Annotated in this window: 19 protein-coding genes; 12 read left to right on the top strand and 7 right to left on the bottom strand. The window is 69.2% G+C overall.

What is annotated here, in order from left to right; genetic code table 11:
• Nucleotides 1–388 precede the first annotated feature (388 nt).
• Entirely contained in the window at nucleotides 389–1000 is a 612-nt protein-coding gene (locus DZF91_RS13145) for a TetR/AcrR family transcriptional regulator (RefSeq protein WP_117357757.1), read from the bottom strand.
• A gap of 75 nt (nucleotides 1001–1075) precedes the next feature.
• Here DZF91_RS13145 and DZF91_RS13140 point away from each other — a divergent pair, with 75 nt between their 5' ends.
• The 5 genes from DZF91_RS13140 (at nucleotide 1076) to DZF91_RS13120 (ending at nucleotide 8667) form a co-directional block, all read left to right on the top strand.
• The gene (locus DZF91_RS13140) at nucleotides 1076–1783 is read left to right on the top strand and encodes a carboxymuconolactone decarboxylase family protein (protein ID WP_117357756.1); all 708 of its coding nucleotides are present in this window, start codon (nucleotides 1076–1078) and stop codon (nucleotides 1781–1783) included.
• A 150-nt stretch (nucleotides 1784–1933) separates the two neighbouring features.
• Nucleotides 1934–3448 (top strand): DUF3375 domain-containing protein, encoded by a 1515-nt coding sequence (locus tag DZF91_RS13135; RefSeq protein ID WP_117357768.1) that lies wholly within the window; start codon nucleotides 1934–1936, stop codon nucleotides 3446–3448.
• Nucleotides 3441–4112 carry a DUF4194 domain-containing protein gene (locus DZF91_RS13130; protein ID WP_117357755.1) on the top strand — a complete coding sequence of 224 codons (672 nt, stop codon included), beginning with the start codon at nucleotides 3441–3443 and terminating at the stop codon, nucleotides 4110–4112. Before DZF91_RS13135 ends, DZF91_RS13130 begins: the two co-directional genes overlap by 8 nt.
• A 2-nt stretch (nucleotides 4113–4114) precedes the next feature.
• Nucleotides 4115–7453, top strand: a complete 3339-nt coding sequence (locus DZF91_RS13125; RefSeq protein ID WP_235834252.1) for an ATP-binding protein — start codon at nucleotides 4115–4117, stop codon at nucleotides 7451–7453.
• Nucleotides 7450–8667: a Wadjet anti-phage system protein JetD domain-containing protein gene (locus DZF91_RS13120; RefSeq protein WP_117357753.1), complete on the top strand. Its 1218-nt coding sequence runs from the start codon at nucleotides 7450–7452 to the stop codon at nucleotides 8665–8667. Before DZF91_RS13125 ends, DZF91_RS13120 begins: the two co-directional genes overlap by 4 nt.
• Before the next feature lie 31 nt (nucleotides 8668–8698).
• Here DZF91_RS13120 and DZF91_RS13115 read toward each other — a convergent pair whose 3' ends face one another.
• The 4 genes from DZF91_RS13115 to DZF91_RS13100 all read right to left on the bottom strand — a co-directional run bounded on the left by DZF91_RS13115 (nucleotide 8699) and on the right by DZF91_RS13100 (nucleotide 12455).
• Nucleotides 8699–10894, bottom strand: coding sequence for a permease (locus DZF91_RS13115; protein WP_117357752.1), 2196 nt, complete (start codon nucleotides 10892–10894; stop codon nucleotides 8699–8701).
• The gene (locus DZF91_RS13110; protein WP_117357751.1) at nucleotides 10884–11579 is read right to left on the bottom strand and encodes an ABC transporter ATP-binding protein; all 696 of its coding nucleotides are present in this window, start codon (nucleotides 11577–11579) and stop codon (nucleotides 10884–10886) included. Before DZF91_RS13110 ends, DZF91_RS13115 begins: the two co-directional genes overlap by 11 nt.
• 100 nt (nucleotides 11580–11679) lie before the next feature.
• Complete coding sequence (locus tag DZF91_RS38910) at nucleotides 11680–12042, bottom strand: hypothetical protein (protein WP_147341135.1); 363 nt, start codon at nucleotides 12040–12042, stop codon at nucleotides 11680–11682.
• Between the two features lie 53 nt (nucleotides 12043–12095).
• Nucleotides 12096–12455, bottom strand: a complete 360-nt coding sequence (locus DZF91_RS13100; protein WP_147341134.1) for a hypothetical protein — start codon at nucleotides 12453–12455, stop codon at nucleotides 12096–12098.
• Between the two features lie 1010 nt (nucleotides 12456–13465).
• On the opposite strand from DZF91_RS13100, the gene DZF91_RS13095 reads away from it, so the two are divergent.
• From DZF91_RS13095 to DZF91_RS13080, 5 genes are all read left to right on the top strand, one after another.
• Nucleotides 13466–13666: a hypothetical protein gene (locus DZF91_RS13095; RefSeq protein WP_117357748.1), complete on the top strand. Its 201-nt coding sequence runs from the start codon at nucleotides 13466–13468 to the stop codon at nucleotides 13664–13666.
• 285 nt (nucleotides 13667–13951) lie between these two features.
• A complete protein-coding gene (locus DZF91_RS13090) occupies nucleotides 13952–14482 on the top strand; it encodes an RNA polymerase sigma factor (protein ID WP_117357747.1) in 531 nt (176 codons plus the stop codon).
• Nucleotide 14483: 1 nt separating this feature from the next.
• Nucleotides 14484–14657 carry a hypothetical protein gene (locus tag DZF91_RS39750; RefSeq protein ID WP_158587934.1) on the top strand — a complete coding sequence of 58 codons (174 nt, stop codon included), beginning with the start codon at nucleotides 14484–14486 and terminating at the stop codon, nucleotides 14655–14657.
• A gap of 629 nt (nucleotides 14658–15286) precedes the next feature.
• Nucleotides 15287–16048: a polysaccharide deacetylase family protein gene (locus tag DZF91_RS13085; protein WP_328589161.1), complete on the top strand. Its 762-nt coding sequence runs from the start codon at nucleotides 15287–15289 to the stop codon at nucleotides 16046–16048.
• Nucleotides 16049–16161: 113 nt separating this feature from the next.
• The gene (locus DZF91_RS13080; protein ID WP_235834251.1) at nucleotides 16162–17166 is read left to right on the top strand and encodes a YncE family protein; all 1005 of its coding nucleotides are present in this window, start codon (nucleotides 16162–16164) and stop codon (nucleotides 17164–17166) included.
• Between the two features lie 102 nt (nucleotides 17167–17268).
• Here the strand turns inward: DZF91_RS13080 and DZF91_RS13075 are convergent, their stop codons facing one another.
• Nucleotides 17269–17985 carry a DUF2817 domain-containing protein gene (locus DZF91_RS13075; RefSeq protein WP_158587933.1) on the bottom strand — a complete coding sequence of 239 codons (717 nt, stop codon included), beginning with the start codon at nucleotides 17983–17985 and terminating at the stop codon, nucleotides 17269–17271.
• Between the two features lie 398 nt (nucleotides 17986–18383).
• On the opposite strand from DZF91_RS13075, the gene DZF91_RS13070 reads away from it, so the two are divergent.
• Complete coding sequence (locus DZF91_RS13070; protein ID WP_117357744.1) at nucleotides 18384–19106, top strand: GNAT family N-acetyltransferase; 723 nt, start codon at nucleotides 18384–18386, stop codon at nucleotides 19104–19106.
• A gap of 294 nt (nucleotides 19107–19400) precedes the next feature.
• On the opposite strand, the gene DZF91_RS13060 is transcribed toward DZF91_RS13070, so the two are convergent.
• The gene (locus tag DZF91_RS13060) at nucleotides 19401–19778 is read right to left on the bottom strand and encodes a nuclear transport factor 2 family protein (RefSeq protein ID WP_117357743.1); all 378 of its coding nucleotides are present in this window, start codon (nucleotides 19776–19778) and stop codon (nucleotides 19401–19403) included.
• Between the two features lie 147 nt (nucleotides 19779–19925).
• Here DZF91_RS13060 and DZF91_RS13055 point away from each other — a divergent pair, with 147 nt between their 5' ends.
• Nucleotides 19926–20951 (top strand): tyrosine-type recombinase/integrase, encoded by a 1026-nt coding sequence (locus tag DZF91_RS13055; RefSeq protein WP_147341132.1) that lies wholly within the window; start codon nucleotides 19926–19928, stop codon nucleotides 20949–20951.
• The last annotated feature ends 206 nt before the right edge of the window (nucleotides 20952–21157 follow it).

Here is a 21157-nt window from a genome sequence, read left to right as displayed (position 1 = left end):
ACCACCACCTTGTCTGTGGAACTGCGGTACCCGCGCGGCGTGACTGGAGCCTGCGACGGGCGATCCCGATGGCGCCGGACTCTCCCTTCCTCGACTTCACCTACTGGACTTACCGGTACTGCACTTTCTGGTACTGCACTTTCTGGTACTTCACTTGCCACAACACTACGGGCGGCCCCGTTGGCCGTCCCGGACGATGCCCGCCGCCGGGGCCCCTTGCACTGCGTCGGCCCCGGCACGCCCGGCTCGTCTCATCCATCTCACCGGGCAGTTCGTCCTCTGCCTCGTCTCATGGACTCGTTCTCTCCGTTGGCAGAAAATGTACCCGACGTCTCGACGAATATCTACCTTGATCACGACAGATTTTCGTAGATCCCTCGGCAAGGCCCTAGTCGAGGCGCACGCCGACGAGTTTGCGAAGGAACCGGTCGACCTGCTCCTCGAAGGGCGGCCAGTGGGCGTCCGGCTGGTTGACGCGCATGGAGACGGCGCCGTGGACGGCGGTTCGGAGGTCCAGGGAGACCAGTGCGGGATCGTCGTCCGACGGTGCCAGGCCGGCGTCCATGCAACGCCGGACGGCGGCGGTGGTGCGGTCGGCCAGAACCTGCTTGAACTCCATGGACGCGCGTTGGTTGAGCGTGCTCTCGTGCATCACCTTGTAGAGGCCCGGGTGCCGCTGCACCCACAGCCCGAGTAGGAGCACGCGGGCGCGCAGCCGTCCCACCGGATCGGCCTGCTCCTCCTCCGCCTCGTCCACGGCCCGCGTGAGGTCGTGGTGGGCGCGTTCCAGCGTCGCGAGGACGAGCGCGTCCCGGTCGGCGAAGTGGATGTAGACCGACGTCGCCGCGATGCCGAGCTCGCGGGCCACCGCGCGCAGCGACAGCGCCTGGTCGTCGCCCAACTCGTCCAGCAGCCGCAGGGTCGCCGCGACGATGTCCTCTCTCAGCCGCGCGCCCTGCCCGCGCGGATTGCGTCCGCGGGGCGCCGAGGTGGTCTCCATGATCCGCCATTGTAAGCGCGCGCCCGTTGCCCTACAGTCGTAGCGCTACAGGCGTTCACTTAGAAGGGACCCCTCATGAACGTCCAGATCCAGGACCCCGTCTTCGCCGAGATGGCCGCCGCCACCGAACGCGCGCTCTGGGACGGTCTGCCCGAGCTGTCCGGACGGGAGAAGGCACTGCTCTGCCTCGTCGCCGACATCTGCCAGCAGACCCTCGGCACCCCGTTCGAGCGGCACGTGAGGCTCGCCTACGACAACGGCCTCTCACCCGACGACCTGCGGGAACTCCTCCGCTTCATCTCCTATGACAGCGGCTACCCGGCGGCGGCGTCCGCGCTGGACCGCCTCACCGCGCTCGAACGCGACCTGGGCGTGAGCCCGACGGGCGCGGGCCACGAGGTGAACGCCCACGGGACCGGAAGCCCCCTCCCCCCGGCGATGCTCCAGTCCGTCCGCGACCTGGACGAGGGGTTCGCCGACTACATGGCGCTCCAGTCACGGATGCGGGCGGGCATGCAGATGCTCGACGTCCGCGAGCGCGCCTTCGCCACCATGACCGTCGACGTCCTGTTCCAGACCCTGGAGGAGAGCTTCAGCGCCCACATCGGACGAGCCCTGGGCGCCGGCGCAACCCCGAACCAACTCCGCGCCGTCATCCGCTTCTCCGCCCTGTTCGGCATGACCAAAGCCTGGCGAGCCCTCATCGTCCTCAACAACCTCCTCAACAACCTCGCCCCCAACCCCACCCCTGACCCCCAGCCCGCGGGCGCGTCCGGGGAGTAGCCCGCCGCAGGATCCCGGCATCAAGCGCGCACCCCGCCGCGTGAACGAGAAGCTGCGCTGGCGGGGATTCGCGCTTGTGCGCGGCGGTGGCACGAGTTCGGTCGGATGCTTGGATCCCGTGTCCGTGGCACGCCGTACCCTTGGTCGGTGATGGGTACACGAGGTGTGGAGGGCGCATACCAGGGTGCGCTTCGGGCCTTCCAGAACCCGATGCTCGATCTGCTCCACAGGACTTATGCCCCGTTCGTCGTGACGGTGCTGGCGATGATGTTCACGCCGGAGCGGCCGACGGTGGCGGTGGCGGACGCCCATGCGGAGATCGCCGACGCCCTCGACCAGTTGCGGGCCGCGGGCTACGGCGACACGGGGGAGCAGCCTCTGCCGGCCGGGAACGCCCGCGACCTCTGCCGGCAGTGGGTGCAGGCCGGCTGGCTGGTGCGCCAGGTCTCCGATGACGTCGAGGTGTACCGGTTGTCGGCGCACGGTGTCGGTGCGCTCGAGGTCGCCGGCCGGGTCGGCGGGGCGCGGACCAGGGTGTCGGAGTCGCGGGTCCGGACGCTCCTGGAGGCGGTCGAGAGGCTGGCGCAGGACGCGGACCCGGACGTGATGGCCCGGATGGCGCGCCTCCAGACGGAGATCGACCAGCGCCGGCGAGAGCTCGAGCGGCTCGAACGGGGCGGTGCCGTCGACACCGTCGCCGACGACCAGTTGCTCGAGGCGGCCGAGAACGTGCTGCATCTGGCCCGTGAGCTGCCGGCCGACTTCGCGCGCGTCGCCGAGTCGATCAAGGCCATGCAGCGCGACGTGGTCGCCGATCTGCGGCAGGACGTGCGGCCGACCGGCGAGGTGCTCCGCGAGTACCTGGAGCGCGGCCGGCAGATCATGGACGCGACGCCGGAGGGCCGCGCGTTCGCCGGTGCGTTGCGCCTGATCGGCGACCCGGCGCAGATCGACGACCTGTGGAACCTGCTGCGCACGGTGCTGCGGCACGGGTTCACCGAGCTGATGCCCGCCCCCCAGCGCCGGGAACTCGCCGAGATCGCGCGCCGGATCGAGCAGGGCGTCAAGGAGGTGCTGGCGGCGCAGCGGCAGGCGTCGCACGTCATCACCGTCCAGGTGCGCAACCACGACCCGATGCGCGACCGCCAGGTGGACGAGTTGCTGCGGGACGTGATGGCCGGGCTCCACACGTGGGTGCCCACGTCCCGCCCCGGTACGGCCGTCGAACCGCTCCGCCGCCTGCCGGTGGCCGACGTGGGGCAGTTGCGGCAGACCGTGAGTGATCCGCGTCCGCCCCAGCCGCCCACCCCGCTGCGCGAATGGGACGAGGTGGAGGACGTGCCGTCCGCGGACACCCGGGCGTGGGGAGGTCCGCAGTACGCCGAGCTGCGCGCGCATCTGGCGGCGTTCGCGGGAGACGCGGACACCGTCGATGTCGCGGACGCGTTCCGCGCGGCGGCCGAGCCGATACGGCGGCCGGTGGACCTGCTCGGCCTGCTGGAGATCGCCCACGATCACGGAATGACCGACACGGACGAGGTCGTGGTGGTCGACGCCGTCCGGCCGGACCGGACCCGGCGGCGGCTCGCGTTCGGCGGCGTTCTCGCGGCGAACCCGACGCGGCCCCCCGCCGCGGACGAGAGACCAGGAACCAAGGATGAGTGAGCAGGACGGCCCCGACGACGACTGGGCGACCGGCGCGGAGGCCGGCTTCATCGACCCCGTGGCGATGGAGGACGACCCGACCGAACTGTTCGCCGGTGACACGGGCACGCTGGACGTGGAGGTGCGGCGGGTGCTGGTGCGGCTGCTGCAGCGCAGGTTCCTGCAGGCCGAGAAGAACCAGGCGCAGTGGCGGACGTTGCTGGAGAACCAGCAGATCATCGAGTCGCGGCTCCACGACCTGTTCGTCCGGCTCGTGGTCGACCACGAGCGGGGCATCGCCTACAAGCAGCAGGTCCGCTCGGCGGAGCTGGACGTCCCGATCCTGTTGAAGGACGACCCCTACAACCGCGCCGAGACGCTGCTCCTGGTCCATTTGCGGACGGTCTTCCAGCGGGAGCGCGGCACCGGCGAGACGTCCGCGCGGGTCGACGTCGAAGAGCTGGAACAGACCGTGCTGACCTACTTCGATCCGGACGACAACAACCTCGCCCGCGGCCAGCGCGAGATCCGCAACGCCGTGCAGCGGCTGGTCACCGAGGGCCTGCTCGCGGAGGAGTCCGCCGGCCGGTACCGGATCACCCCGCTGGTCGAGGTCGTACTGAGCACCGAGAAGCTCGCCGAGTTGAGCCGGTGGCTGCGGGAGCGGAACGAGGTCGCGCCGTGAGCATGATCGACACGCTGTTCGGGCTGATCCCGGCGCAGTCGCGGGGACAGCAGTGGGTGGCGCGGGATCTGCAGCTGGTCAACTGGGGCGGCTACGACGGCTACCACCGCGTCCGGTTCGCGCCGGGCGCGACGCTGTTCAGCGGCGGTTCCGGCTCGGGCAAGTCCACGCTGATGGACTCCTACATCGCGTTGCTGATGCCGCACACCACACCGTTCAACGGCGCGTCCAACGGCGGCGTGGTCGGACGGCCGCGGGGCAAGGACCAGCGCAACGTCCTCTCGTACGCGCGGGGGAAGCTCGACGAGTCACGGGCGGACGGCGAGACCAGGTCCCGCGTGCTGCGCGGGGACGGCCGCGACACCTGGTCGGCGATCGCGATGACCTGGGCCGACCGGAGCGGTGCGGTGTTCACCGCGCTCCGCGCCTGGTACGTGCCGTCCTCCGCGCGCGCCCTCGACGACGTCGTCGCCGTCCGAGCCACCCGCGACGACGCCTACGATCTGCGCGAGCTGGACGGTCCCGCGGCCGTCAGGTTCACCCGCGAGGCGGTCACCGCGACGGGCCTGACCTGCTTCGGCACCGACCGGGACTTCACCGCGCGGCTGCACACCGCGCTGGGCATCGGCGCCGCCGGAGACGGCCACAAGGCGGTCGGGCTGCTGGGCCGGATCCAGGCCGGCCAGCAGATCACCACCGTGGACGCGCTGTACAAGACGATGGTTCTGGAAGAGCCGTCCACCCTGGTCCTGGCGGACGAGGTGGTGCAGCAGTTCGACGAGCTGTCCGGCACCCGGGAACGTATGATCACCGCCCGCCGGCAGGTGCGCGCGCTGACCCCGATCCGCGACCACCGCGACGCCATCGACGGCGCGGTGACGCGGTTGCAGGTGATCGACGGCGTCGGCTCGTTCACCGATCCGACGTCCCCCGCGGCGCTGTGGCGGCACGAACGCCGTCTCGACCTGCTGCGCACGGCCGAGCGGGACCTGGCCGCCCGGCGCCGCCGGGCCGAGGACGAGGTCCGGGAGACGACCGCGCTGGTCGAGTCCACGGAGACCCGGCGGGACGCGGTGCTCGACACGCTGCGCGCCTCCGGCGGCGACCGGCTGGACACCGCGCTCCGGGAGATCCGCCGGGTGGAGCAGCGGCTGGCCGAGGTCGAACGCGCCCGGAAGCGCCTGGACCACGTCCTGGAGGCCGTCGGCGCCACCGTCTCGACCGGCCGGGAGTTCGCCGCGCTGGTGGAGACCGCCCGCAAGGCCCTGGCCGACTCCGACGCGAGGAAGACCGCCCAGAACGAGTTCGCCGAGGCCACCGCGGAACTCAAGGCCGCCGAAAGCGAGCTGGCCGGCCTGCAGGCCGAGCGCAGCGCCGTCAAGGCCCGCCGCGGGAACATCCCCACCGACCTGAACACCGCCCGCGACCTGCTCGCCGACGCCGCCGGGCTCACCCCGGACGACCTTCCCTTCGTCGGTGAGCTGATCGAGGTGCGCACCGAGTTCGAGCCGTGGCGGGAGGCGTTCAACCTGGCCCTCGGCGGGTTCGCCACCAGGATGCTGATCGACATCGCCCGGCTGAACACGTTCCGCGAGGCGATCAACGCCGTCCCCCTCGCCCGGCGCCTCCAGTTCGAGGGCGTCCGCACCGGCATGCGCGACGTGGTCGGCCTGAACGACAGGACGCTCCCGGGCCGGCTCGACTACCGGCCGTCCCCGTTCACCGCCTGGCTCAAGAGCGAACTCGCCGCCAGGTTCGACTTCGTCTGCGTCGAGACGCCCAAACTGCTGATGCAGCACGCCAAGGCGCTCACCATCACCGGCCAGACGTCGCAACCCGGCCGGGGCGCGCACGGCGGTCACGGCCGCGCCAACCTGCTGGGATTCACCAACACCAGGCTTCTCGCCGATCTCGACCGCCGGATCGAGCGCGCCCGGGAACGGCGTGGCGACGCCGCGGTCCGCGCGGCGGAGGCCGAGCAGGCCCTCAACGCGTTCGAGGAACGCCGCACCGCCTACCGGACCGTGACCGAACTGTCCTGGGACGAGGTCGACGTCGAGTCGGTCATCGCCGAACGGGAGCGCTGGGAGAAGGTCGTCACCGAGGTCCGCGACGGCAACCCCGAGATCGACCGGTTGCAGCGGGAGGCGGAGGAGCTCAAGCGGCGGGTCACCGAGCTGACCGAGCGCGTCGGCGGGCAGAAGGCCGAGGTGAAGCGGCTCAACGCCCGCTGGGAGGAGATCGTCGACGAGGTGGACGGCGCCCAGCGCGCGCTCGACACCGCCGCCGCCACCGGCACCGAGGTGGGCCGGGAGCACCGGGAGTACCTCGCCGGGCTGTTCGACGACGCCCCGGACGGCGGCGACCCGGTGACCGCGCTGGCGGAGTTCGACGCGGCGCACCAGCGGGGCGTCGAGCGGATGCGCGCCGACCGCAGGTCGGCGGAGGAGACGATCAGCCGGTCGCGCAAGGCGCTGGAGGAGACGTTCTCCACGTTCGTCGAGCGCTGGCCGAACCCGAACCTCGGTACCGACCCGGACGCCTCCTACCGTGACTTCGACCGCCTGCTCACCGATCTGGAGACCAGCGGCCTGCACGAACTGGAGGCCGAGTGGCGCGACAGCCTGCTCAAACTCTCGGGCAACGACCTGACCAGCCTGGACAGCGAACTCGGCGCGGCCGTCCGCGAGATCCGCGACCGGATCGACCCGGTCAACCGCATCCTTGCCGAACTGCCGTTCGCCGACGACGACCACCGGCTGCGGATCGACCCGCAGGAGAGCCACTCCGCGGTGCGCGCGCGTTTCCGCAAGGAGCTGCGCGACGTGCGGGCCCTCATCGACAAGGCGACCACGGACGCCGAGCGGGAACGCGCCTACCACCGCATGGCCAGAGTGATCGACCGCATCCGCCGCACCGCGCCCGATTTCGCCGACCTGGTCGACGTGCGGAACCACGTCCGGATCAGCGCGGAGAAGCGCGACCTCGCCGGCCGGCACGTCGCGGTCTACGACCACATCGGGGAGAAGTCCGGCGGCGAGTCCCAGGAACTGGTCGCCTTCATCGTCGGCGCCGCGCTGCGCTACCAGCTGGGCGACGCGGGCGCCGAACGCCCCCGCTACGCCCCCGTCTTCCTCGACGAGGCGCTCATCAAGGCGGACGCGCACTTCACCGGCCGGGCCATCGGCGCCTGGCGGGGGCTGGGGTTCCAACTCATCATCGGCGCTCCCAACGACAAGCACAGCGCGATCGAACCCCACGTGGACGCCGAATACCTGATCCTCAAGAACGCCGAGGGCCGGTCCTGGGCGAAGCCGATCGTGGCGGTTCCGGACGCATGACCCCCCGACTGGTGTCTCCGGCCGAAGCGGTCGAGTCGCTCCGCGGCAAGGTCCACCAGAAGTGGGCGGACGCCGTCTGCGCCGCACTCGGCGTCGGCGGCCCGGTCACGTTCTCCGTCCCACTCCGTCCCGGGGTCTCGACCGGGAGCGCCGTGGCGAGAATCGGGTACCGGGCCTGGCACGAGTGGCACATGCGCTGGCGCGAGTTCGCCGCCCGGCATCCCGTGGACGCGCTGGTCGTCCGCAAGCCGTTGTCCGTCCAGGGCCTCACGGACGACTACCCCGCCACGCTCGTCGCGGACCTGGACGAAGCCGTCGCCCTCCTCTCCGCCGCCGGATCGTCGCCGCCGGACATCGCCCGAGCGCGGACGCTGGCGTCGTCGCTGCAAGCCGCGGGCGGGGTCCTCACCCCGGCCAACGTCCGAGCCGTCCACCAGCTCGGAGCCGACGACGCGGAGGTGCTGCTCAACGCGGTGGCCTGGCTGCGGCAGCACCCGGACGCGAGCGCCTGGACCGCACGCCAGCTCCCCGTCCCCGGCATGCACACCAAGTGGCTCGACACCCACGGCACCCTGCTGCGCGACGTCGCCGACCGCGACGTCCGGCAAGAGGTCCGGCAGCGGCCGGCGGTGCTGCACCTGACCTACGTGGACCCCGGTCACATCGCGTCGGGCCGCCGCAGACACGACGCGTGGACCACCGGCGACACCCACGACATCGCCTACCGGCCGCGGATCGTCCTCGTTGTCGAGAACCGCGATTCCCGGCTCTGGTTCCCGCCCGTTCGGGACACGATCGTGGTCGAAGGCGGCGGCCATGCGGCTGCCGCCCTGCTCGCGAACGTGCCCTGGATCCGCGCTGCCGACCACATCGTCTACTGGGGGGACATCGACGCGGACGGTTACGCGATCCTCGACCGGTTCCGCGCCGCCCTGGCCGAACCCGCCCCGGACGGCGCGCCTCCGAAACCGGTCACCTCGATCCTGATGGACGCCACCGACCTGCACCGCTACGGCCACCACGGGGTGAACCACGACAAGGCGGGCCGCCTCATCAAGCCGTCCTCCGCGCGCCTGACGCAGCTCACCGAGGCCGAGGCGACCGCCTACGACACCATCGCGACCGAAGGCCCCACCCGGTTCCGCCGGATCGAACAGGAAGCGATCCCACTCGCCGACGCGGCGACCAGACTGCGAGCCTTCATCAGCGAATGAACCGAGCCCCGAGCAGGCGTGGCATCCGAGGTCAGTCAGCGGTAGGTCGCCACTCACGCGACGTCCGGCGGGCCGCCCATCCGCCGAGGACACCGGTGGCGAGTGCGAAGAGGATCCCGCCCACGACCGAACCTCCCATGGCGTTCCAGGAGACCTCTCCCTCCTGGATGACCGAGATGAAGAACAAGCTGTGCCAGACGGTGATGACGGCCGCGATGACCGTGGACATGGCCATCGGAACGGTCAGGTGCCAGAAGGCTATGCGCCCGTAGATTCCCGGGTTGTCCGTGAGGGCTGTCAGCGGAGCCAGAGCGGGCCCGAATCGTAGGAACTCCGCGGCGGCGCTCACGATGGCGGCGAGAATGAGCAGGGTCATCCCGGCGATTCCGAACAGCAGCAGCCAGTGGCCCAGGCTGGCCCGGTCCTCGGCGCCGAGCGCCCAGTCGTCGCCGAGCCGGCTGATGCTGGGCGTGTTCAGTGTGGTGTACGCAGCGCGTTCCACGCCGGTCCGGTACAGCGCGTCGACGTGGTCGCCGGTGATGATGGCTATGGTTTCCGGCCCCGATCGCTTGCCGGCCGGATGGTTTCCGTCCTGGACGCTCATGTTCTCTCCGCCGTACCAGCTGAGCAGTTCCCTGATCTGAGGGTTCTTGCTGCTGGATGGAACAGGCAGCGCCTTCGACGGACATGGGGTCTGGAAGCGCTGGAACGTCGCGCACGGGGAGATCAGTGTGACGGAACGCTTGTCACCTCCGCTCATGTTCAGAGTGATCGCGTTCGCCTGCGGGGGAAGCGCGCTGGTGAAGTCCCTCCAGCGGCCCGGGGTGATATCGCGGGACTCGACGATGAGCACCTGGTCGCCGATACGAGCCTGGGTGGCCCGGGCATCCCGGGCCGGCTCGCCGAGGCGGCTGTTCCACACCTGGAGCTGGCCGATCAGGCCGAGCGAAATGATCATTGCGGTGGCCACCCGGACGATGACTCCGGGATGGGCCCCCGTCCACCTGCCTCCGACCAGAAGCCCCGGGTTCCCCCGACGGTTCCCTAGACCGGCCATCTTGGCTCCCAGCCACTGACTGGCCCGGGCGCCCACGGAAGGCAGCGTGGCCCACACTCCCAGCGTTCCTGCGACGAACAGGAACAGCCCTGTCCGGCCGCCGAAGTACTGGCTGACCACCACTGTGGCGACTGCGACCCCGAAGAGGACGAGACGCAAGCGCGGGACTCGCTCGCGGAACCGACGGGGACTGGTGGACTGCGCGACGGAGCCGGCCCGGTTGAGGGCCACCACGAGGAATACCGCGACAGCGAAGGACAGCAGCGCCGAGACGGCCAAGAGCGCTGACTTTTCCCGCAGATCCGCGGCGCTGAGGACGTATCCGGTGATCGGAAGCGGGACATCGGTGGCCAGCATCGGCAACACGGCGACGGTACCGAGCACCGTTCCCAGAGCCGAGGCCGCGGCCGACTCTCCCGTGGTCACCAGGGCCCTGTGCGGCCAACCGGCCCCGAGTGCCATCAGCAGCTGGTTCCGGCGATCTCTGGCCGCCGACCCACATCTGGCGGCCACCACCAGCAACGCCAGGGCGGGCATGCCGACCAAGGCTGCTATGGCCAGTATCACCTGGGGCAGGGGACTCGGGTCTGTCGCCTCTCCGATGCCCCACGGATGCCCGAACCCTGACCCGGTGTACCAGAGGGCTTTGGCGTTCTTACCCTCGGGCGCGGTCAAGGGACGGGTATATACGAGGCGCTCTCCAGGAGAAGCCAAGCCGTCTTTGGCGATCTCGCCGACGACTCGTCCATAGCGTTGGCGAATGTGTGCACCGTTGCCCGCCTTCAGCAGCCCGGGGGACAGGAACGCTTCGCCCGGTGCAGGCCAGCGCGGCAGACCTGGCGGGGGCTCGGCCGAGGCGGACATCGGTTCGAGGTAGATGACCCAGTGCTGTTTGCCGCCGACCGCGTCCGTGCTCTCCGCCCACCGAAAGGCGGCGTTCTTCCCGTTGCTCTTGGCAAGGATCGGTCCCCGAGCCTGGTCCCGGTGGTCGCGGCCCGCGTAGGCGGACGCGGCGACCACGGCGGCATGGGCCGTCGTGACCAGTGCCATCGAGGCGAGCACGAGTGCGACGAAACGCAGGCGCCCACCGCGCGACCCGCGCCCGGCGGCCAAGCCGACCCTCAGGAGCTGAATCCACAGGCGCCTGCCGCGGCCATGGTCAGTGGGCACCGGACAACACCTCCGTCAGACCGGACGGCTGGAGAAGCAGCTGACGATCGGCGCGGCGAGCGACCGCAGGGTCGTGGGTGACGACGATCAGTGCGCAGTCACGTTGACGCGGCAGAGCGAAGAGCAGATCAGCGACGTCATCGCGCGTGCCAGCGTCCAACGCGCCCGTGGGTTCGTCCGCCAGGAGCACGCCGGGACCTGCGATCAGCGCCCGCGCCACAGCGGTACGCTGCCGTTCCCCACCGGACAGCTGGCCGGTGGGGGTCTCGGTGGCCGGGACCCCGAGACGCTCAAGGAGCGTCTTCGCCCGCCCGTAGGACCGTCCCTTGCTCATGCCGGCCAGCAGACCTGCCAGGGCGACGTTCTCGACCGGCGAGAGCTCGGGGAGCAGCTCCCCGAACTGGAAGATCATTCCCAGCTTCCGGCGGCGCAGGGCGGCCCTTTTCCGGGCGGGCATTCGCGCGAGGTCGCACCCCTCGATGAAAATGGATCCGGAATCCGGGGTGAGCAGTCCGAGCAGGCATGTCAGCAAGGTCGACTTCCCGCTGCCGCTAGGGCCGGTGACGGCCACCGACTCGCCCTTCCGGACGGCGAGTTCCACATTGTTCAGGATCTTTCGGCCCGGCACCGAGTAGGAGAGCCCGCTGACTTTCACGATCGCCGAGTCCGCTTCTTCATGGATCATTCGAAGGCCCGTCTTCTTCTCTTCGGTTCGCCCTCTTGCGGCTGCTTGACGCGCTGACGACATCAGGGGCCGGCGTGCACGGCCGGCCCCTGATGGGGAGTCACCTCACGGGCGTCCACTTCGAGCAGGTGTCCGGCGCCCAGTCGCGGTCCTCACAGATGTGGATCTTCGTCACATGGGAACCGCTCTTGGTGTACGTGCTCCGCCCCGGACCGAGCTTGTTCCAGAGGGTGTACTTGTGGTTCCCGGTGGTGAAGCGGTTGTACTCGTTCTTGACCCAGTTGCCCTTCCGGTGGTCCATCACGGCCGTCCTGCCACGGTCCCCGCCCGCGGGGGCCCAGCCGTGGGCCAACGTGTGGCCGCTGCGGCTGACCCAGACCTCGGTAGTGGCGAAGGCGTGCGCCGTCGGCAGTGCGGCGCTGGCCGCGAGAACCCCGGCGATGACCGTCAGACGTCGAGACATGTGAACTCCTGTCCTGCGGGGGGGGGGAATCGTGTATTCGAATCGGGGTCGGCCTACTTCACGGGAACCCACTTCGAGCACCAGTCCGGCGCCCAGTTGTGCTCCTCGCAGACGTGGATCTTCGTCACCCGGGCGCCGTTCTTCGTGTACGTCGTGCGGCCGGCGCCGAGCTTGTTCCAGAGCGTGAACTTGTGACTTCCGTTGCTCACCCGGTTGTACTCGTTCTTCACCTTGTCGTACCGCCAGTGGTCCTTGACGGCCGCACGGCCGGCGCTGCCTCCGGCGGGCGCCCAGCCGTGGGCCAGCACTCGGCTCTTGTCGTAGACCCAGGCCTCGGTGGCGAAAGCACTGGCCGTGGGAAGAGCGGCGGTCGCCGCGAGGGCGGCGGCGAGGACCGCGATTCGTCGAGACAAGATCATTTCCTTTCTGTCCGCATCTCCTTGATGCGAGGGATGATCAGGCGTTGACGGCGGAGCCTGCCAGGGGTCGTTTGGCGCGTCAAGGAAATAGACGCCAATCCAGACAGCTCAGACGACACTCCGGGTAAACCTCGGGGTAAATACGTTCGAGGTGCCCACCTGGGACGCGAAGTGTCGCCTGAGCTGGGATTCCAGATACTCGCCACTGAGCCGGTGCCAGCCTCTTCCCCGACTACGGAGCCGATGCCGGACGAGACATCCGCTTGCCCTGAGGAGGGATTTCCGTATTTCCACGGAGGCGCTCCCGTCCCACCTCTACGTGGTTTCCACGATGGCGGTCATTCCAGAATCTCGGTATGCGAACCTGCCCTTGTTACGTCGCTGGCCGAATGAGCTGGGCCCCATGGAGAGCGCTGCGCGACATGAAACGGCCACCTCACGGGAACTGCCACGGCCAGGCCGGTGATGCCGTGCTCGCGCAAGTCCCTGCGTCCTATCCAGGCTTCAACGACGAGGTGATCGTCTCGAAGGCATTCGTTGTGGACGCCGTGCTGCGCATGCACGCCACCCGACTGACCGCGACGGTCATGTTCCGGTGTGACGCCAAGCGCGGCCTTAACGTGGCCGCGCGTCCACCGAAGCCGGCAGCCAGGTGCTGGCGCGCTAACGAGTAGTCTCTGCGGCTCCCGGAGCCGGCCCATGCCCGTCGCAGCCCCCGACGTCAGCGCAACACGCCGCCGACAGCAACTCTCAATGACCCTGGTCGGAGTCATCGGGGGTGGCGCGGTCGCACTCCGCAGATGGCCAGCAGAAGTAAGCCGAGTTAGTCGACCGTCCGGACCGGCGACCCCAGAAGCCGCAGGACGAACAGTCCGACGACCTGACTCACTCCTGCTCGGCGGCGGAGCGAACGACGAGCAAACGCCCTCGCTCGGGCAGGGGATTGCACGCTCTCGCCCTCGCCACGCACTTCCTTGTCACGTCATCGACCCGAGGAGCAAGGCGTGCCCGAGCAGACCCCCATCCCCCACGATCAGAAGCCGCAGCGGGACAGCGACGCGGGGGCGTCCCGGCTGATGGCCGTCGCGAACACCGCCCTGGTTGGGATCCCCGCCGCCTACGCGACCTCCGGCTCCATCACCATCACGTCGATCGCCACCATAGCCGCGTTCGGGTTCGTCATCCTCGCCCATCATCGCAGATAGGGCCCTACCAATGGACAGCTCCGAAAAAATCTTGGTCTCGGACTGCACGCTTGCCTATTCCACTGCACTAACACTGCGGACCCCTCGCTCAGTCAGGCGTTGGGGCCCCGGAACCCGTCCGGGGCCCAGAGCGCCTGACATGGGCGAGGCGTCCTATCCAAGGAACCGTGTGATCGCGTGATCACCTCGGGCCGGTTCGGCCCACACCTCGAAAGGACTCGATGCGCCTATGGACGGTCTCCTACGCCGGCCCACGTGCTGGGCCAAACAGAAAGGAATGCCCTCATGTCCAACCAGGCCAACGAGTTCCTCATGCTCGGGCGGACCGACGCGTTCGACGACTACTACCGCAGCGATCTGACGGGGCTGGTCCGCTTCCTCCTGCATCTTGGGGCCTCCATCGAGGACGCCCAGGAAATCGCCCAGGAGGCCATGCTCGCGGTCCTGCGTAAGTGGCGGGATGTGGAAGACCCCTGGGCCTACACCCGCGCCACGGCCAAGACCATCTTCATGCGCCGCCTCAGCAAGTCCAAGCGGGACCAGGAGGCCGCCAAGCGCGCCTGGATCCCCGAGCAGCTCCGCGCACCGTTCATCAGCTTCGCCGCCGAGGTCGAGAGTGTCATGCAGATGCTCCACACTCTCCCGCTCGAACAGCGGGAAGTCATGGCCTGGACCCTCGACGGCTACACCCCCAGCCAGATCGCCAAGGCCACCAACCAGAAGCCCGCGACCGTTCGGTCGCACCTGCGGCACGCCCGTGCAGCCCTGAAGAAGCAGCTCGCCCGTAACAGCAGCACGTCCCGGGAGGAGGAATGAGATGGAAAGCAACGCCGATTTCACACTCGACCAGATGCTCCAGCGAGCCTCGGCCTCGCTGCTGAAGTCCCTGGAGACGACGGTCGACGTCGAGCAAGGTCTCGCCGAACTCCATCGTCAGGCCACCGAGGGGCAGGCCGGCGCGGACGAGCCTGGCCAGGCTCGTCCGCGCTGATCTACCCAAAGCCGAAGTAGGGGAAAGGCCTTCCCGCAGGAGGCGGCCGTTCCTCTACTTCGGCCAGGTGGTGACCGTCTCGGCCTGGTCGATTTAGAAGTTGATGACGACGCCTTCGACGTGGTCGACCTGGATCACCATGCCCGTCTGGTCGTGGAAGTAGGCTGTCGCCGCCAGGCGCCCCCGGGGCACTCGCGATGGCCGTCCGTCCCGAAGTCTCTGGGAGAGGCAGGTAACTCCCGGCCCTGGCCGTCGTGTCGGCCCGCCATGACGCCGGATCACGTCGCGAGGAGCGGCAGAACGGCCGCAGGTAAGGGATTGAGGTTGGGGTAACGGGCTTGCCCCTGACCCACAGGAACCCCCATCTATGAACGGGGCGCATTGCCGGACTGTCATCGTCGCTCGGTAGTTGCTCCGTAGCTGCGGCAGGGCGCGGTGGGGGACAGCACGAAACGGTACGTAAAGCGGAGCAGAGCGGACAGAACGGGGCGGGGGCGCCTGTCGGTCACTTCAGTGCGGCCCCCCCCGGGCTCCGCGGGGCAGCGAGAGGGGAGGTTTCGCCAAGTCTTTCCGGGTCTTGCCGAGACAGTTGACCTTGGCGCGATTCGGTCGAACATACGCTACCGATTGTGATAGTTCAGAGACGTTCTGTGTTGATCGGTGTGCTCGGGCTCGCGGGTGTGGGCTTCTGTGCCGCATGTGGTGGAAGCTCCAGGCATATCTCCAGCGGGAGGACCCCTGGCCCCGGTGCGGAGGCTGCCGCCGGAGCCGCGCGTCCCGTCCGGTCACGGTCGGAAGAGATCGTGCACGGAGCGCGGACGGAACGCGCCGTGGCTTTGACGTTCCACGGGTCCGGCGACCCGGCGCTTGCTCGCCGTCTTCTGCGGGAGGTGAACGTGGTGGGCGCGCGCGTCACCGTCATGGCGGTCGGGCGATGGCTGGACGAAGAGCCGAGCACGGCACGGGCGTTCCTGGACGATGGCCATGAACTCGGCAACCACACACAGAATCACCGCGACGTCGACGCGATGTCCGAGGCCGACTCCCACGCCGAGATCGCCCAGTGCGCCGAGCGGCTGAAGAAGCTCACCGGAACGGCGGGGGCCTGGTTCCGTCCGTCGCGAGCACGGCATGCGTCGCGACGGGTCCGTGCCCAGGCGGCGGCGCTGGGCTATCGCGGCTGCCTGTCCTACGACGTGGATTCGTTGGACTTCACCGATCCCGGTGCGTCGGCCATCGTCCGCAAGGTCCTGCACGAGGTGCGGGGAGGCTCGGTGGTGAGCATGCACCTCGGGCATTCCGGGACGGTCGAGGCGCTACCCGCCCTCCTGGACGGCCTTCGCAGCCGCGGACTGCGGGCCGTCACCGCTTCCGAGCTGGTGAGCGCATGAACCACCGGTGGATGATCGCGGCCGCCGCAGGAATGCTCGCGGCGGCGTGCTCTTCCGGGAGCTCCGCCGGACGCGCCCGCCTCCCAATGCCCGATGAGGCCGCGGCCAAGGCGGTGAAATCCCCGTTGGACCTGTACGAGCATGACCGGCCGGGGATGCTCAGCCCGGCGGTGCGCGACCTTCCGGACCGGGTGTACGTGCCCGACTCCGAGAGCGGCGATGTGATCGTGCTGGACCAGAAGACGTTCAAGCGGGTCGGACGCTTCAAGGTCGGCCTCAAGCCGCAGCACGTCGTCCCGTCCTGGGATCTGAGGACGCTATGGGTCAACGACAACGACTCCAACGACCTCGTCCCGATCGACCCGCGCACCGCGAAGCCCGGTAAGGCGGTGCCGGTCGACGACCCCTACAACATGTACTTCACTCCGGACGGCCGGTACGCGGTCATCATGGCGGAGCGGCTCCAGCGCATCGACTTCCGGGACGCCCACACGATGAAGGTGCACAAGCGCGTCGACGTGCCGTGCACCGGTCCCAACCATGCCGACTTCTCAGCGTCCGGGAACTTCTTCCTCACCGCGTGCGAGTTCTCCGGTGACGTGCTGCGCCTGGACACCGTTCGGCAGAAGGTCACGGGGGTCGTCAAGCTGGCGGACGGCGCGATGCCGCAGGACGTGAAGATCTCCCCGGACGGCAGGACCTTCTACATCGCCGACATGTCCTCCAACGGCGTCTGGAAGATCGACGCGGCGACCTTCCGCAAGACCGGCTTCATCCCCACGGGGACGGGTGCTCATGGCCTGTACGTGAGCCGCGACTCGAAGACCCTGTACGTGACCAACCGTGGCGAGGGCACCATCTCGCTCATTTCCTTCAAGACGGGACGGGGCGTGCGGGAATGGAGACTGCCCGACGGCGGGTCACCCGACATGGGCGGGGTCTCGGCGGACGGCAAGGTGCTGTGGTTGTCGGGCCGCTACAACTCCGATGTGTACGCGATCTCCACATCCAACGGACGGCTGATCCGCCGAATCAAGGTCGGCGACGGCCCGCACGGCCTGGCCGTGTTCCCCCAGCCCGGCCGCTACTCCCTCGGCCACACCGGCGTCTTCCGCTGAGCAGGCTATCTCTGACCCGCAGGCCCGCCCGTTCGGCAGGCGCCGACGTAGTCAGATCAAGGCCCGGTGACCCGGCGGACGGCGGCGACGTACCGGCGAACCTCACGTGCGGCAAGTCGCCCCGCGGGGAAGCTCGACCACGAACGCGCTGTCACGGACGACGGTGTTCTCCCAGCCGGTCACGCTCCCCGGGTAGTCGGTCAGCGCACGCGATGGAAGCCCGACATCACCGGCGAACGCCTGCTCGACCCGCTTCGGTCCCTCCGAGACATCGACCACGGCCATGTGCTGGTGGAACCAGATTGCCACAGTTGGCCGGACGCGCCGTATCAGGCGCGTGGCCGACACCGACTCGGGCTCTGACAAGGGACCGGCGCCTGAATAGTGGATCGAGCCGGGCTCGTCGATCCACCGCCAGCCGCCAGGGAAGTTGCGGTTCAGATCGACTCCGTGGGCGTTGCCGCGCGTCCCGGCCGCCAGCCCGTCCGGATTCAGCGAGGGGACGACCCACAGATCCGCATCCGCCGGGCTTGGGCCGTCGGCCAATTCCTCCGCCACCGGCACCCCTGCCGGCTCGTCGCCATGCACGCAGCCGACGACGAGCACCCGCCGCGCCGCACGCGGATTCCCCAGTTCCACAGCCGAGATCGGACGGCCCTGGTCCGATCGCCCCAGCAGCACCGCCCGGCGTAACGACACGACCGCCGACGCCCCACCCGCGGCGGCCTTCTCCCCGTGGGTCTCGTGCCGCCCCGGCAGCCGCCCAGCCTCCCCGACCACACCGCACCCCGCTGCCGACACCAGCACCAGAGCAATCATCACCCTGCGGCCGCGCCGCCCCACCATTCGCAAAACCACCGAACTCGCCCCCCAGACGCGCACGTATCGACTGCACCGGGAGGAAACGACTCCTCAATACCCATAACATACAGTGACATTCAGCCACTTAGCGTAATATTGCTTGGGTTGTGGACTATCCGCCACGCGGCGAATCCGTCCACGTCGTTGTCACTCCAGCGGTTCTGCGCTGGAAGAGCGCGAGGTGTGCCGGCGGCTGCGGGAGCAGGACTGCTGGTCGCCGGTTCTGATGCCGACCGCGCGGGACTGGGCCACGCACTCGAGGCCATGCTGTCGGCCAGGACGCCTTCAAATCGTGGGTGGATCAAGGGCGCAGAAAGCCGTCGCCACCAGGAAGGCGCATCGTTACGCTCGGCCGGATGAGTGAGGATCTTCTGGCCGCCTATGACCAGCATCTGCGCGGAACAGGCACCCCAGCACTGGGCGCATGGATCGAGCAGGACGGTCCGCTGCTGCGGATCGTCGGGGAGCATCGCGGCTTCGTCACCGGCCCGCGCGACCTGTCCGGCCATGACGTCGACGCTCTCATCGCCGCGCAGGTCGCCTTTTTCGGCGGCCGCGGTGAGGCCGTGGAGTGGAAGGCCCGTGGCCACGACCTTCCCCATGACCTGCCCGACCGGCTGCGAGCCGCGGGCTTCGTCGCCGACCCCACCGAGACGGTCGTCATCAGCGGTATCGCCGACACGCCGACCACACCACCAGCCCCCGAGGGCGTGGTGATTCGCCGGGTCGGCCGCGAGGCGATCCCCGCGATCGTGGCGATGGAGTCGCAGGTGTGGGAACGCGACTGCGGCTTCATCGGCGACCACCTGGTCGGCAGCCTGGCCGCCGCTCCCGACCGCCTGGCGATCTTCACGGCCGAAGCCGCCGGCCAGGTCGTCGCCGCAGGCTGGGTGGCGCTCGGCGAGGACGGGGTCTTCGCGTCCCTATGGGGCGGGTCGACGCTGGAGGAGTGGCGGGGCCGGGGTATCTACCGGTCCCTCGTGGCCGTTCGAGCGCGCTTTGCCGCCGAGCACGGCTATCGATACTTGCAGGTCGACGCCTCCGACGACAGCCGTCCGCCTGATCACCTGGGCGCCTGACCTACTCCATCCCCGTCACCGTCGCTGATTCTCACGGACGCAGCCAGTCGAGCCTGTCCGTGTCCACCGCAACCACCCTGCGCAAACCCAGTCACTGCACCGCCTCCTGCGCTGGCGCAACACCAACGCCCACCACCCCGACGTACTCCCCGCCCAACACAAGGAACGCGCCCGCGCTGGCAGCGAAAAGGGCATTCGCTGGTGCGGACGCCCCTTCACCACCGCGGCCTGCCAGACCAGTAGCCGAACGCCGCCGGGGCTGGTTCAGGAGGAAGCCAGCGGCATAGGGATGACTCAGGAGGTGAGCGGCTTGATCTCCCCTGCAAAGACGATGACCTGGTCGATGAGGCTTCGTCGCAGATGGACGACATCCGTTCCCGCCAGGCGCGGGCCCCCGTTCGGCGTGGTGAAGACCCACTGGTACCGGGCCCATTCGTCGGGCATGTCCACCTCTGAGCAGCGCACCATCGTGCCGGTCCCCGCCGGGTGGCGTCGGAGGTCCAGCACGAACCGCTCGACCGCCCCGATTCCTTCGCTGCGTCCCAGCGGCCCCCAGAAGATCACGTCTGAGGTCAGGGCCTGGGACAGCAGGGCAGGCACCTGGCTGTCGTCCGAGGCGTTGAACGCGGAGATGAACGTGTCGATCGCGGAGCGTGCGGTCTCTTCCGGCATGCCCCAGTAATAGCAGCCGGTTCGCCTGTGTTCGTTCCACGAGCCGCTTTTCGACCACGGTGAACCTTCCCGGTCCACAGCACTAGGCGGATAGCCGAGATCCGGTCGACACCGCTCCGCGAAGCTGGCTACTTGCAGCTCCGCGGCATGGCGGCGAGGAAGCCTGGCCGAGGCTGGGCTCCTGAGCGCATCACCCAATGGCGCTGGGACCTCGACACCTACACCAGCGAGGTGAATGAACGTCGCGCGCGCCAGCGCGGCACCGTCAAGGGCGTCGGCAACAAGATCAACCGAGTGGACGCCTACGTCGGCGCGCCCCGCCCCTCCAAGGTCATGGTCTGGACTCCCGCACTGACCAAATGCTTCCTGGAACGCGCCGAGCGGCATCCCTGGTACGTCCTGGACTACGTGATCGCCTTTCGGGCTGTGGCGCGGCGAAGGGTGCGGACTGCGCTGGACCGACCTGGACTTGGACGAGGGGACCGCGACGATCCGCTGGCAGTTCATCCAGATCGGCCCCGACAACTTCGGAAGCAACCCAAAACCGACGCCGGGGAGGCCACCATCAGCCTGGACGCCTCCACCGTCGTGGCCCTGCGCGCCCACAAGGCCCGGCAGAACACCATGCGCCTGGCCGCCCGAGACGCCTGGCATCACACCGGCCTGGTGTTCACCGACCACACCGGGCAGCGGCTGCGCCCCAACGAGGTCACCGACCAATTCGAACGCCTGTCCATGGAAGCCGGGCTACCACCGGTCCGCCTCCACGACCTCCGCCACGGCGCTGCATCGTTCCTGCTCGCCGCCGGGCACGACATGAAGACCGTCCAGGAAGCCTTGCGCCTGTCCTCGCTCGCCGCCGACACCTACACCAGCTGCTACCCCAGGTCGCCCGCAAATCCGCCGAAGACGCCGCCGCCATCATCCTCAACGCCGACGCCGCAGCAGCCCTCACCACCATCTGACCCGGCGCACCCCACGCACCCGCCCCGTCGACCGGTCGCACACCACCGGGCGGCGGGGCGGACGCATGCCCGTGATCACACGGCCCTGACGGCCCGAAACGGCCACCACAACGTCACTCACGGCCGACGACAACGGCCCCCCGGGGGCATCGCGGGACGGGAACAGGGGGCCGTGACGCCCACGGCGGGCCGCCGGAACCGGGGGTGACCAGGGGGAATGCGGGCCGCCGGACGACCACCGAGCAGCCATCGAGCAGCCATGGGGACGAAGTACCCCAAACATGGCGCTGGGCGAACGCGGCATTTTCGCGTTTGCCCTGGTCAGCGTGGTGGGTCGCGTGGGACTCGAACCCACAACCTACGGATTAAAAGTAAACGCGTCCCGTTCCGACGGGGGCCGGGCCGTGTCGCGGC

The organism is Actinomadura logoneensis, from assembly GCF_003428695.1.
GTDB lineage: Bacteria > Actinomycetota > Actinomycetes > Streptosporangiales > Streptosporangiaceae > Spirillospora > Spirillospora logoneensis.
The sequence above is the reverse complement of the archived record's forward strand: the minus strand, read 5'-3'. Positions and strand labels throughout refer to the sequence as shown.

Excerpts from the sequence above, each read along its gene's own strand:
- DZF91_RS13145 (WP_117357757.1), bottom strand. The coding sequence starts at position 1,000 with ATGGAGACCACCTCGGCGCCCCGCGGACGCAATCCGCGCGGGCAGGGC.
- DZF91_RS13140 (WP_117357756.1), top strand. The coding sequence starts at position 1,076 with ATGAACGTCCAGATCCAGGACCCCGTCTTCGCCGAGATGGCCGCCGCC.
- DZF91_RS13135 (WP_117357768.1), top strand. The coding sequence starts at position 1,934 with ATGGGTACACGAGGTGTGGAGGGCGCATACCAGGGTGCGCTTCGGGCC.
- DZF91_RS13130 (WP_117357755.1), top strand. The coding sequence starts at position 3,441 with ATGAGTGAGCAGGACGGCCCCGACGACGACTGGGCGACCGGCGCGGAG.
- DZF91_RS13125 (WP_235834252.1), top strand. The coding sequence starts at position 4,115 with ATGATCGACACGCTGTTCGGGCTGATCCCGGCGCAGTCGCGGGGACAG.
- DZF91_RS13120 (WP_117357753.1), top strand. The coding sequence starts at position 7,450 with ATGACCCCCCGACTGGTGTCTCCGGCCGAAGCGGTCGAGTCGCTCCGC.
- DZF91_RS13110 (WP_117357751.1), bottom strand. The coding sequence starts at position 11,579 with ATGATCCATGAAGAAGCGGACTCGGCGATCGTGAAAGTCAGCGGGCTC.
- DZF91_RS38910 (WP_147341135.1), bottom strand. The coding sequence starts at position 12,042 with ATGTCTCGACGTCTGACGGTCATCGCCGGGGTTCTCGCGGCCAGCGCC.
- DZF91_RS13090 (WP_117357747.1), top strand. The coding sequence starts at position 13,952 with ATGTCCAACCAGGCCAACGAGTTCCTCATGCTCGGGCGGACCGACGCG.
- DZF91_RS39750 (WP_158587934.1), top strand. The coding sequence starts at position 14,484 with ATGGAAAGCAACGCCGATTTCACACTCGACCAGATGCTCCAGCGAGCC.
- DZF91_RS13075 (WP_158587933.1), bottom strand. The coding sequence starts at position 17,985 with ATGATTGCTCTGGTGCTGGTGTCGGCAGCGGGGTGCGGTGTGGTCGGG.
- DZF91_RS13070 (WP_117357744.1), top strand. The coding sequence starts at position 18,384 with ATGAGTGAGGATCTTCTGGCCGCCTATGACCAGCATCTGCGCGGAACA.
- DZF91_RS13060 (WP_117357743.1), bottom strand. The coding sequence starts at position 19,778 with ATGCCGGAAGAGACCGCACGCTCCGCGATCGACACGTTCATCTCCGCG.
- DZF91_RS13055 (WP_147341132.1), top strand. The coding sequence starts at position 19,926 with ATGGCGGCGAGGAAGCCTGGCCGAGGCTGGGCTCCTGAGCGCATCACC.